This is a genomic window from Spirosoma flavus (assembly GCF_054778555.1).
This window is the reverse complement of the sequence record NZ_BAAGZL010000007.1, coordinates 287,454-299,405: the sequence shown is the minus strand read 5'-3', so window position 1 is coordinate 299,405 and position 11,952 is coordinate 287,454. Positions and strand designations below refer to the sequence as shown.

Sequence of the window (11,952 nt, the reverse complement as noted above, 5' to 3'; positions counted from 1 at the left end):
AACTACGCACAGAACTGATTGATTCGATTAAATGGCCTTAGTGTCAAATACATAAAAAAACCCGACCACTTTCGCAGTCGGGCTTTGAGAAACGTTATCACTTAGCTTATGCTTCTACTGCTTCAGCCGATTTAACGGTTTTAATAATCACAGCGGCTACTTTGTAAGGATCAGCAGCCGAGTTCGGACGACGGTCTTCCAACCAACCTTTCCAGCCGCGTTCTACCGTAGCGATGGGGATACGGATCGAAGCGCCACGGTCAGATACACCGTACGAAAACTGAGTAATCGATTGTGTTTCGTGTTTACCCGTCAAACGCATCTCGTTATCAGCACCGTATACATCGATACACGCTTTGATTATTTCTGGCGTACGGCCGAATCCACTACATATTTTGTCGTAAACTTCTTTGCTGCCGGCCGTGCGCAACGTAGAGTTCGAGAAGTTTGCGTGCATTCCCGAGCCATTCCAGTCAGTATCGCCCAGTGGTTTGCAGTGCCAGTTGATCGAGATACCGTATTTCTCACCAATACGCTCCAGAATGTACCGAGCCACCCAAATCTGGTCACCTGCATCTTTAGCACCTTTGGCAAAAATCTGGAATTCCCACTGACCTGTTGCTACCTCAGCGTTGATACCCTCTACGTTCAAACCAGCTTCCAGGCAGGCATCCAGATGTTCTTCAACAATGTACCGGCCATAGGCATTTTTTGCGCCTACTGAGCAGTAATACGGCCCCTGACCACGTTTTGGGAAACCTTCAGCCGGGAATCCAAGTGGCTTATCAATTGATTCATCCCATAGGAAGTACTCCTGCTCGAAACCGAACCAGAAATCGTTGTCGTCATCTTCAATCGTGGCGCGGCCATTCGACTCGTGGGCTGTCCCGTCGGCGTTAAGCACCTCACACATAACGAGGTAGCCATTTTTACGCTGCGGATCAGGACAAACGAAAACGGGTTTCAACAAACAGTCAGACGAACCACCGGGAGCCTGTTCGGTCGACGAACCATCGAACGACCACATAGGGCAGTCTTCCAGATTACCCGAAAAATCGCTTTCAATTTTTGTTTTCGAACGTAAGCTTTGGGTGGGCTTATAACCATCGAGCCAAATGTATTCTAACTTCGCCTTTGCCATGATGTACAAGTGAATTTATTAAAAGGGGTTTTGTCTCAATACTTTCAGCAAATATAATGTGGCATTACCATAAAAAATAAATGCCATTCTGTGGTTTAGCCGTATTTTTTACTGTTTTTATGGAAATATTATAATTAAAATTCGTTCAGTACAGTAAATCACGTTAGATATCTAAAAAAATCCTCGTCTACTGATAACTAGGTCATTTTGTTCAAAAAATGGTGAATTATTCGATAACCCCTTAAAAATTAGACAGATTAACTCCCAAAAGCTTTGTTTTAATTAAAAACAGCTTTGTCTTAATTCATTACGTGCAATTCATTTCCTCTAGGTTTTGAAAACTCCAAAGCCTTACGTTCTATAGACAACGTAGCAAGTAGTACGTAGTAGCCTTTAGCTCTAAATAGTATAACCAGTCTCGACGGACCGCTATTTTTCGTAATTTTGCTGACTATAAGTTCCTCAGTCCAATGAGTTTACCGAACGTAACGTATAGATGCAGGTAACTACCTGATTTCTATATGCTAATGAAACCTAAAATTGGTAAACTTTTTATCAATTGATACCGTGAAAAAAGTTGCTTTTTATACACTCGGCTGCAAGCTGAACTTTTCCGAAACGTCAACGCTGGCCCGCCTGATGGAACAGCATGGGTACGCTCGGGTAGAGTTCAATCAGCAACCCGATATTTTTATTATCAATACCTGCTCTGTTACGGATAATGCTGATAAAAAATGCCGGAAAATCGTCCGTGAAGCGCAGAAAATAAACCCCGATGGATACGTAGCGGTCCTCGGTTGTTATGCGCAGCTCAAGCCAAAAGAAATTTCGGAAATTCCGGGGGTAGATGCTGTGTTGGGTGCATCGGAAAAATTCCGCCTGCATGAACTCATGTCGACGTTCGAGAAAGTACCTACGGGGCAACCAGCTCAGGTATTTAACTCGCCTATTGAAAATGCCATTGAGTACCATGCCTCGTACTCGCTCAACGACCGCACACGTACCTTCCTAAAAGTGCAGGACGGCTGCGATTACCCCTGTGCTTACTGCACTATTCCTTTAGCGAGGGGCAAAAGCCGCTCAGACACAGTTGAGAACGTAGTACAGGCAGCTCAAGAAATCGCCGAACGTGGCGTTAAAGAAATCGTGCTGACAGGCGTTAACATTGGCGATTTTGGTTTGATTGATGGAGAACGAAAAGCAACGTTTCTTGATCTGATCAAAGCGCTTGACAACGTAGCAGGTATAGAACGTTTCCGAATTTCGAGCATCGAACCGAATCTACTGACCGATGAGGTTATTCAGTTTGTAGCACAGTCGAAGCGATTTGTACCGCATTTTCACGTACCGCTGCAATCAGGAAGTAATAAGGTACTTGGCCTTATGCGCCGTCGTTACAAGCGCGAACTCTACGTCGATCGTGTACAGAAAATCAAGGAGTTGATGCCGCACGCCTGCATTGGCGTTGACGTGATCGTGGGACATCCCGGCGAAACAAACGAAGCGTTCAAGGAAACGTATCAGTTTTTGAACGAGTTACCGGTTTCTTATCTGCACGTATTCACCTATTCCGAACGCCCCAATACCACGGCACTCGGCATTACGCCCGTTGTACCCGCGCATGTTCGGGCAGAGCGGTCAAAAATGCTGCATATTTTGTCGGACAAAAAGCGTCGGGCTTTTTATGAATCACAGGTTGGTCGTGATGCAACGGTACTGTTCGAGGAAGATGTTGAAAATGGTATGATGCAGGGCTTTACGGAGAATTACGTACGTGTCGTCGCTAAGTACGATCCGTTGCTTATTAATGAGACATTGCCGGTACATTTGAGCGCGATTAATACAGACGGGCTAATGGAAGTAATTGAGCTAGAGTCCGTTCTGGAATCTCATTAATTAAGTTGAACAAAGTATTGCAATATTCTCATTTGTTCTTTACTTTAGCCAATATTCGGCAGACGTATTGCTGACGTTCAATTGGACAATAAAACAAATGCGTTATGAAATATGTCTTACTTACCAGCCTAGCGTTGATTTGCGCTACTACGTTTACCTGGGCACAAACGGTCAAGCATCCTGCGCCCACCACCGTATTTATTCCAACAACCACCGTCCCGCTTATCGATTACAAGTACCACGATGGTGTGGCTCTATTGCGAGATGGTACGTTGCTGAAAGGCCGCTTTCAGTCGAATGGCAGGTCAACTTTTACGTATCGTGCTAACAGTCAGGCGACGCGGCAAAAAATTGGTGCGTCGATGATTAAGCGGTTAGCGCTGGCGGGGGCTGATACGTTGGTGTCGGATCGTAAAGATTCAACTGTTTTCTTCCGGTTTGGCAATCGAATTTATCGTCAGTTGACGAGTGGCACTACGATGGTCATGGATCGTCGTTTTGTCGTTGACGAAGAACGAGGAAAAATAGACCGTCAATTGTACGTTCTGGATGAGAACGATGATTTACATAAATTTAAGTCGTTGAATAAACTGAATAAGTGGTTCTACGATTTTCAGGAGAAATCGGGCAGGAAGGTATCTGATGCTTATCTGAATGAAAATGAGATCGTTAAAGCCGTAGCACAGCTTAATCAGAAATAATAAAGATACGTAACAAAAAAGCCGTTTCTATTATAGAAACGGCTTTTTTGTTACGTAGTGATAACACTAACTGTCCTTCTTATACTGCTGAATGATTTTATAGAGCGCTTTCTGCTTTTCCAGTTCTGGAAAAAACTCGAATAACTGCACGTGAGCATCATAATCGAGCGAGAGAGCGGCTTCCAGTTGAATCAAGGCTTCGCGGTAATGACCGGCATGAATTAAGTAAATCGCTGATCGATAGTATAGATCGGCTTCGGTCGGCATATCACTGATACCTGACTGAATAATATCGTTCGCCCGCAGAAAATCACCCTGATCAAACGGAACCAGCGACCACGTCAGGTACACATCCGGGTTTTCAGAATCGACTTCGGCCGCTTTTTCAAACGCTTCTACGCTCGACAACACGTTGCCAACTTTGTATTCTGTTTCGGCCAGCGCAATGTAATAATCACCGTTCTGATCGTTCAGTTTGATGGCTTTTTGCAAAAATGGCAGCGATTCATACCACTTACCCGTTTCGCTCAAACAAACTCCAATCCCATACCAGGCTTCGTCCCACATGGAATCCAGCCGGATAGCTTCGCGATACTCTTTTATGGCTTCAGGTAGGCGATCCTGCTTTTCAATGCTAGCCCCTAAATGGCAGTACGTATCGGCAGTTGGCTCTTCGTATTTAAGCGTTTCGCGGTAACAGTGCTCAGCTTTCTCGAACAAACCCAGATTCATGTACGTATTACCAAGATTGAAATGCGCCGACGCAAAATCTTCCTTGATCAGCACCGCATAATCGTACGCTTCAGCCGCTTCGGCATAACGCGCCAGCTTGCTATAGGCAATGCCCATGTTATACCACGCATTATACGAATACGGGTCGGTGTCAATGAGTTGCTGGTAATACGAAAGGCTATTTTCCAACTCACCCGTTACGTCGAGGCAAAACGCCAGTTCGTATAGGGCATTTTCGTTGTTGATATTCAGCGCAATCGACTTTTTATACTGCGTAATGGCTTCATCGTATTTGCCCCAATTCTGATAACTCTGCCCCAGCTGAAACAGAATATCATCTTTATCTTCGGCGCGGTCGAGCAACTCTTCCAGCACCTGAATCGACTCTTCGTACCGACCCGCCATATTCAGAACGGACCCCTGCATAAACGGCACGTCGAGATCGCCGGGGTTAAACAAAGAAGCCCGTTCCAGTAACTCCAGCGATTCATCGAACCGTTGAAAATTAGCCAGAATCTGGGCTTTATCGAGCATCAACTCCAGCGCGTAAGGGAAATTTTCCAGACCGGATTCGGCGGCTTTCAACGCCTTGTCTAAATCGCCCTGATTGAGGTAATGCTCAACCATTTGTTCATAGACATCCAAATCGAAAAACTGGCTTTGTTGCTGGTCCAGCATCTGCTCAAAACGCCGGATAGATTCTTTAATATCACCTGCTCGTTCTTCGAACTCTTGCTCCATATTGTTGCCTTATAAATGTAGGGCGGATAGGGGCCGAAGCCATTGGCTCGGTTTATCCTTTGGCAGTGAAATTTAAACCAAAATTTTGAAAATCCAACACCCTATTGGCAAAATTTACACCGACGGTGGAGACGTTTTTATGGCCTCACTTATCCGATGTATTGTCTCACTCAATGGTCGGTATTGAAAATCAAGCACCTGCCCAATCTGCCGCCCGTCGTACTGATATAACGCACTCGCCGACCGGGCTGTTTCGCGAGTTATCAGAGGAGATTTTCCTAGTATCCATGCACGAACGGCTTCAAGTGGCCAGAGCAGTTTTGTCAGCGCGGGCGGAATCCGTATGGTTGGCGGACGTTTTCCCAGAGCAGCTGCTACCTGTTCTAACAATGTTCGGTACGGAATGGTGCCCCCGTTGAGAATGAACCGCCGGTTTGCTACGTCCGACTGCATCAGCTCGACCAGTGCATCCGTTACGTCAAGCACATCTACGTAATTAATCAGGCCGGCCGGATAAAACGGGCGTTCGTCGTAAACGTATTTAATAAGCTGTAGACTGCTACGTTGCCAATCGCCAGCTCCGAGCACAATCGACGGGTTTACCATCACCGCATCCAACCCCTCGGCCACACCCCGCCAGACTTCCAGTTCAGCGCGGTATTTGGTTTTGGCATAGACAGAATTATTGGGCGAGTCTTCCCATTTCTGGCTTTCATCAATACTTATAGGGTTCCCCTCCGTTTTGGCGGCTGGTCGACCAAGGGCAGCCACCGAACTAACGTACCCCAATTTCCGTACGCCCGCTTTCAGGCAGACATTTACTACGTTAGCGGTACCCTCTACGTTGATACGTTCCATAAGGTCGCGATCCTTGGGCACGAACGAGACAATAGCAGCCGCATGAATTACATCCATACCCTTCTCTACAACAGATTCAAGCGAAGCAATATCCAGTACATCGCCTTCATGCCAGCGAATCTGGCCTGCTACGTCGGCCAGCATCCCGTAGCCTCGTTCCGAGCGATATAATGCTGCTACGTTATACCCGTCTGCCAGATAACGCCGGGCAACGTGCGAGCCAATGAAGCCAGTAGCGCCGGTAATAAATACGGTATTACGTAGTGAGGAGGTCATTCAAAATACGTTGAAGCGTGACGAAACCTGGAGCCCGACAAGCGTGGAGGTCGGTAAGGAGTTGGAGGTAGTTGGGATCGGTTTCGATAGCTTGGCTTTTCAGCTTAGCCCCCAATTGCCGAACATCTGTATTAAAACCGTAATTTGCCACGTTTAAATTTACTTGTAAGGCATTCCATAATAGAAATGTTTCTATAGCCTTATCAATGATAATCAGGTATTGATTTGAGTTTGGCTTATGCAGGAAACTAACTTTATTCTGTTCATCAATCGGCTCAAACTGCCGTAAATACCTGGGTTTGTGTTTATCGTTATCAACAATGCCAATCAAAACTGTAGCATCTGAACGAACGGTTTCAAGTGATTTCGACACTTCGTTTATCCCGGCAGCATGCTCAATAATCTGTTGATTGGAAACAAAGTAAGTGATTAATGCTGTATCAGCATGGCATTCGGGATACAGCCGAATATGGTCAGGCATTGGGCTCGAACTTTCTCAGATTAAAAAATACGTTCGTGCTGTAGTCCAATATATCGGTTAGTTCGTCTTCAGTCAATACCCTTACATGTGTCTGATAATCCTTATAATACGTAATAAATACATTCAAATCCTTATAATCCATTTTCTCAATAAACGGATGCAGCATGTAAGGACTATGGGTCGAAATAAAGTACTGATTATCTTCATCGTAAATCATCCGATATGCCATTTCTTGGGTATAGGGCGGAAACGAATGCACTTCAGGCTCCTCAAAAACAATAACTGAGTTCTTATTGGATTCAATGGCCGTAATATAGAACATGAACCGACGGAACGTATCGGCGATGGAAGCAAATGGAAATTGATCTACATATTTCCCTTCTCTCTTCTGCAACACAAATGTCTGATCACCTCTAGATAGAATAAATTCTAAGTTTTGATCACTAAACAATGCGGCAAATTCGTTTTTCAAATCCTCTCGTTTGTCGATGACAGAAAATAGATTCCACCCATAAGGAGGTAATAAATACGAATTAAACGTACTCCTAAAATCAGTCAAATTGCCAAAATCATATTTCCTTACAGGACTAGTACGATACTTATCATAGTCTGAATTGATATCATTATTGTCTTCACTATCGAATACTCCGGCACCAGCTCCCATTAACTTACCTTTACTATTCAGGTGAAAATCTCTCTGGAAAAATGGACCATGCTTCCATAGTAAGCTAAACATGTCTTCATGTGATCCCTGCAAAGGCGATTCAATATTTAAAGCACAGCTTATTCGTTCGGATGATACTTCTATTTTATGACTTGTATCAATATCCTTAAACAAGTCCTTTAATTCATAATATCGAACTGCGCCGTTTAAATACTTACTATCATCATAACTTCCTCCCAACAACCCCAACCCCTCCAAAATATTCGATTTCCCTACGTTTGGCTTGCCGATGAATACGTTTACGCGCTTGCAATCGAGCCGCAGGTCTTTGATGGACTTGAAGTTTTTGATTTCGACCCAGTTGAGGAAATTATTCGTATTCGGCGCGTTGTTCTCCATAATAGCTCGGCTGCACTCTTTGTGTAAACATAACAACGTTCGCGCCTGAATTGCTAATTTTGCCAAAATTAGTCGGTAGCCTATAGTCTATCGACTGATGACTATCGACTCACTGATGCTAGAAAACCCACAACGATACACCGTTACGGCGGCTCTTATTTATGCCAACGGTCCGATTCACATCGGCCACATTGCCGGTTGCTACCTCCCCGCCGATATTTACGTACGTTACCTGCGCTCAACGGGTAAAGATGTCGCCTTTATCAGCGGCACCGACGAGCACGGCGTTCCTATTACTATCCGGGCAAAAAAAGAGGGACTAACTCCCCAACAGGTTGTTGATAAATACTACGTTCAGATTAAACAGGCGTTCAGCGACTTCGGCATCTCGTTCGATATCTACTCACGTACATCGAATCAGATTCACCATGAAACGTCGCAGGAAATTTTCCTGAAGATTTACGAAAAAGGCGATTTCGATGAGGAAGTTACGGAGCAGTATTACGATGAGATTGCCGGACAATTTCTGGCCGACCGTTACATTGTCGGTACGTGCCCGGTCTGCGGCAATCCAAATGCGTATGGCGACCAGTGCGAACGTTGTGGTACGGCCCTCAGTCCCACGGAGTTGATCGAGCCCCACTCTACGTTGTCAGGTTCTAAACCGATGCTACGTTCCACCAAAAACTGGTTCCTGCCGCTGGACCGGATGCAGCCGCAGATTGAAGAGTATGTCAATAGCCACACTGAATGGAAAACGAACGTATTCGGCCAATGCCAGTCGTGGTTAAAAGAAGGGCTACGTCCGCGCGCCATGACCCGCGACCTCGATTGGGGCATTAAAGTGCCGCTGCCCGATGCCGAAGGGAAAGTGCTCTACGTCTGGTTCGATGCGCCCATTGGCTACATCTCCATGACCAAAGAATGGGCTGAACAACAGGGCCGTGACTGGGAACTGTACTGGCGCGACAAGGATACCAAACTGGTGCATTTCATCGGTAAGGACAATATTGTCTTTCACTGCATCATTTTCCCAGCTATGTTGATGGCTGATGGCAGCTATATTCTGGCCGATAACGTACCGGCCAACGAGTTCATGAATCTCGAAGGCGACAAAATCAGTACGTCGCGTAACTGGGCTGTCTGGCTGCACGAGTATCTGGAGGAACTGCCGGGCAAGCAGGACGTACTACGTTACGTGCTGGCAGCCAATGCGCCCGAAACGAAAGATTCGGAATTTACCTGGAAAGATTTTCAGGCACGTAACAACTCCGAACTGGTTGGTATTCTGGGCAATTTCGTTAATCGGGCGGTTGTTCTGACGCATAAAATGGCTGATGGACACGTACCAATGTTGGGTCAGCTAACCGATTACGATCAACAGGTTTTGGACGAACTCGCGCAATTTCCTGACCGAATTGGGCAATCAATTGGTACGTATCGGTTTCGGGAAGCCTTGAATCAGTTAATGGATCTGGCACGACTAGGCAATAAATACCTGGCCGAAACCGAGCCCTGGAAAGCCATCAAAACCGATCCGCAACGGGCGCACACGATTCTGAATATTGCACTTCAAATTACAGCCAACCTGAGCATCGTCTGCGAGCCGTTCCTGCCGTTCACCGCCGAAAAAATCCGGACGCAACTGGCCATTACGGAGCATTTCAACTGGACCAACGCGGGCCGGGCTGATTTGCTGGTAGAAGGCCATGCCTTAGGTCAGGCTCCGGCCGGACCAGCCGATTTGCTTTTTGCCAAAATCGAAGACGACGAGATAAACAAACAGATTCAGAAATTACTGAATGCCAAACGAATGAATGAATTAGAAACCAAGAACGTACCAGCAATACGATCGGAGATTACGTATGATGATTTTGCCAAAATGGATATTCGTATCGGCACGATTACCGAAGCTGAACGCGTTCCAAAAAGCGATAAACTCCTGAAACTGAAAGTTGACGATGGCCTGGGCGGGCGTCAGATTCTGAGTGGTATTGCCAAGCATTTTACGCCCGAAGAAGTAATCGGTAAACAGGTTACGTTCCTGGCGAATCTGGCTCCCCGAAAAATGATGGGTCTGGAGTCTCAGGGCATGATTCTGATGGCCGAAGACCGCGACGGTAAGCTCTCACTTATTACCCCCGGCGAATCCGTCTGGAACGGGGGAACGGTTTCCTAGAAAAAGTAAAGCCAGCTCGCGAGCTGGCTTTACTTTTTAATATACCTTAGGTTCATCTCCGATACGTAACGCTCTTTTCCGGCTACCAACGATTCTGCTATCCAGCGTTTTACTGTACATTCTGACGGGCTCATTAACCACCATGTTTGGTCCTGCTGCCCGCTGCTCTATGATTTCATATTCCACTACGTCGCTAACTCGGAGTATTTGGTAATACGTGCTTTTAAAACGGCGCCAAACTCTTCCTTTTTCATCCGAATACCCCCAAACTGTTTTTTTCGGAATTGATTTGCGCTCGCCGTTACGTAAGGTGATTCTCAAATTATTTCCCAAAAAACTACCGGGTCTTATTCGTGTAATCGAATCGGATGCACTAACCTGATCGATTTCGCTACTGCTGTACAAAACCCGGTTCGGTTGGGCCGTAAATCTCGAACCCATTTTTGGCGAACAGCCGGCCAGAATAACGAGAGATAAGAAAATTAACTTTTTCATAACCAATCAAATAAATGTAAAACAGCAGAATCTATTTACTTAAAGTTACACTAACTCATTCACATTTTCACTCTCATCCTTTTATTGCGTGGTCGGTTGGAACGTTCTGACCTGACCATATTTTTTTCGCCGTCCAATCTGTTGCTGGCGAAGACCAGAATGGATCACTTTCAGGCAGTCCCAGCGGCAGAAACGCTACCGAACACAGGTACAAACTCCCTGTCGAAATATAGGTTTCGCCAATGGCAGGTTGGTGTCCACATAAACCGATTTGCAGCCAGCCTTTTCCGTCGAACGTACCGGGGGCGTCCATTGTGCGACGTATCACGGCTGTCAGCGCCGACCGAGCCTGTGCAGGCGATAACTCGGAAGGTAAACTACGTTGCAAAGACATCTGAGCCAGCAACTGAAACGCACCGCATCGATACGCCAGCGAGCGCCCGAAGGCGGCAAACGTACCGTCGGGGCCAATCAATCGCTCTTGAATCATGGCGTAACGTTGTGCACGAGTCAACAACGTATCAAACAGGTTTTTATCACCTTTTCCAGCATCAACCAGCGTTTTCACTACGTCCAGTAACATGGGCTGAATAACGTAGCTGTTGTAATAATCCCAGTGAAAATCAGGACCATCGCCGTAAGCACCATCGCCTTTATACCACGCCTGATGCTGACGAATGGCGTAATCCATACGAAGTTCATCACCCGAACCAGTGTATTTCAAAAGAGCGGCTTCGACCATCGCGCTGAATAGCAGCCAGTTATTATAACCCGGTTTAATGACTCGGCTCGCCTGTAACGCTTTCACTACGTTGGCTTGCTCAGTCGTATCCAAGGCATTCCAGAGTTTTGGCGAACGTAGCAGACCGTGCGCCAGAAAAGCCGCATCGACCAAAGGCTGCCCGCCTTTCGTAAAATTCAGATAATCGGGCGATTGCGGATTTACGCCATTAGCAATCGCTTTCCGTGACAGATCCAGATAATGTTTACGTAGCCGACCTTCCACCGATTCATCGCCACCCAATTCGAGCCAGGGCGCGATGCCAGCCAACGTTCGGCCCAACGCTTCCAGATGCGATACAACCACACGACTAGCCTGCTGCCCCGGCGCCGATTCGATCGGCATAGTGGCTTTCAACTGGTTCTTTGCCAACGCACTTAAAACAGGATTGGCAATCTTCTGAATCAGCTGGAGCCAATACGTCCGGTCGTCGCTGGCAGCGGGCAAACTAATAGATGGTTGGGTAAATTCGTGGGTTGAGAAGCCCACGGGCAACGTAGCAGCCAAGCGGGTAAACGTTCGTCGATTCATGAATGTGTTGATCGAAAATTAGGGTTAAAAGTAACGTCCGACAACGTTTTTACTGTTTTTACGCGCAATCGCTAAAC

At 46.3% G+C, this 11,952-nt stretch carries 10 protein-coding genes; 3 read left to right on the top strand and 7 right to left on the bottom strand.

The window, feature by feature from the left end; translation table 11 throughout:
- Positions 1 to 106: 106 nt before the first annotated feature.
- Positions 107 to 1,141, bottom strand: a complete 1,035-nt coding sequence (locus ACYVF1_RS28315) for a glutamine synthetase beta-grasp domain-containing protein (RefSeq protein ID WP_461085342.1) — start codon at positions 1,139 to 1,141, stop codon at positions 107 to 109.
- Positions 1,142 to 1,708: 567 nt separating this feature from the next.
- On the opposite strand from ACYVF1_RS28315, the gene mtaB reads away from it, so the two are divergent.
- Complete coding sequence (mtaB, locus tag ACYVF1_RS28310) at positions 1,709 to 3,037, top strand: tRNA (N(6)-L-threonylcarbamoyladenosine(37)-C(2))-methylthiotransferase MtaB (protein ID WP_461085340.1); 1,329 nt, start codon at positions 1,709 to 1,711, stop codon at positions 3,035 to 3,037.
- Positions 3,038 to 3,141: 104 nt separating this feature from the next.
- Positions 3,142 to 3,738, top strand: coding sequence for a hypothetical protein (locus ACYVF1_RS28305; RefSeq protein ID WP_461085338.1), 597 nt, complete (start codon positions 3,142 to 3,144; stop codon positions 3,736 to 3,738).
- 66 nt (positions 3,739 to 3,804) lie between these two features.
- Here ACYVF1_RS28305 and ACYVF1_RS28300 read toward each other — a convergent pair whose 3' ends face one another.
- The 4 genes from ACYVF1_RS28300 to ACYVF1_RS28285 all read right to left on the bottom strand — a co-directional run bounded on the left by ACYVF1_RS28300 (position 3,805) and on the right by ACYVF1_RS28285 (position 7,955).
- Positions 3,805 to 5,211, bottom strand: a complete 1,407-nt coding sequence (locus ACYVF1_RS28300; RefSeq protein WP_461085336.1) for a tetratricopeptide repeat protein — start codon at positions 5,209 to 5,211, stop codon at positions 3,805 to 3,807.
- Between the two features lie 114 nt (positions 5,212 to 5,325).
- Positions 5,326 to 6,345 carry an NAD-dependent epimerase/dehydratase family protein gene (locus ACYVF1_RS28295; RefSeq protein WP_461085334.1) on the bottom strand — a complete coding sequence of 340 codons (1,020 nt, stop codon included), beginning with the start codon at positions 6,343 to 6,345 and terminating at the stop codon, positions 5,326 to 5,328.
- Positions 6,326 to 6,826, bottom strand: a complete 501-nt coding sequence (locus ACYVF1_RS28290; protein ID WP_461085332.1) for a hypothetical protein — start codon at positions 6,824 to 6,826, stop codon at positions 6,326 to 6,328. Before ACYVF1_RS28290 ends, ACYVF1_RS28295 begins: the two co-directional genes overlap by 20 nt.
- The gene (locus ACYVF1_RS28285) at positions 6,819 to 7,955 is read right to left on the bottom strand and encodes an AAA family ATPase (RefSeq protein ID WP_461085330.1); all 1,137 of its coding nucleotides are present in this window, start codon (positions 7,953 to 7,955) and stop codon (positions 6,819 to 6,821) included. The genes ACYVF1_RS28290 and ACYVF1_RS28285 overlap by 8 nt, the downstream gene beginning before the upstream one ends.
- 49 nt (positions 7,956 to 8,004) lie before the next feature.
- Between ACYVF1_RS28285 and metG the strand changes: the two genes are divergently transcribed.
- Positions 8,005 to 10,068 (top strand): methionine--tRNA ligase, encoded by a 2,064-nt coding sequence (metG, locus tag ACYVF1_RS28280; protein ID WP_461085435.1) that lies wholly within the window; start codon positions 8,005 to 8,007, stop codon positions 10,066 to 10,068.
- Between the two features lie 36 nt (positions 10,069 to 10,104).
- On the opposite strand, the gene ACYVF1_RS28275 is transcribed toward metG, so the two are convergent.
- Both ACYVF1_RS28275 and ACYVF1_RS28270 read right to left on the bottom strand, forming a co-directional pair.
- Positions 10,105 to 10,563 carry a hypothetical protein gene (locus tag ACYVF1_RS28275; RefSeq protein WP_461085329.1) on the bottom strand — a complete coding sequence of 153 codons (459 nt, stop codon included), beginning with the start codon at positions 10,561 to 10,563 and terminating at the stop codon, positions 10,105 to 10,107.
- Between the two features lie 73 nt (positions 10,564 to 10,636).
- On the bottom strand, positions 10,637 to 11,875 hold the full coding sequence (locus ACYVF1_RS28270; RefSeq protein WP_461085327.1) for a DUF2264 domain-containing protein: 1,239 nt from the start codon (positions 11,873 to 11,875) through the stop codon (positions 10,637 to 10,639).
- Positions 11,876 to 11,952: the final 77 nt, after the last annotated feature.

Coding starts and splice junctions, on each gene's coding strand:
- ACYVF1_RS28305 (WP_461085338.1), top strand. CDS start 3,142: ATGAAATATGTCTTACTTACCAGCCTAGCGTTGATTTGCGCTACTACG.
- ACYVF1_RS28295 (WP_461085334.1), bottom strand. CDS start 6,345: ATGACCTCCTCACTACGTAATACCGTATTTATTACCGGCGCTACTGGC.
- ACYVF1_RS28275 (WP_461085329.1), bottom strand. CDS start 10,563: ATGAAAAAGTTAATTTTCTTATCTCTCGTTATTCTGGCCGGCTGTTCG.
- ACYVF1_RS28270 (WP_461085327.1), bottom strand. CDS start 11,875: ATGAATCGACGAACGTTTACCCGCTTGGCTGCTACGTTGCCCGTGGGC.
- ACYVF1_RS28290 (WP_461085332.1), bottom strand. CDS start 6,826: ATGCCTGACCATATTCGGCTGTATCCCGAATGCCATGCTGATACAGCA.
- ACYVF1_RS28315 (WP_461085342.1), bottom strand. CDS start 1,141: ATGGCAAAGGCGAAGTTAGAATACATTTGGCTCGATGGTTATAAGCCC.
- ACYVF1_RS28300 (WP_461085336.1), bottom strand. CDS start 5,211: ATGGAGCAAGAGTTCGAAGAACGAGCAGGTGATATTAAAGAATCTATC.
- metG (WP_461085435.1), top strand. CDS start 8,005: ATGCTAGAAAACCCACAACGATACACCGTTACGGCGGCTCTTATTTAT.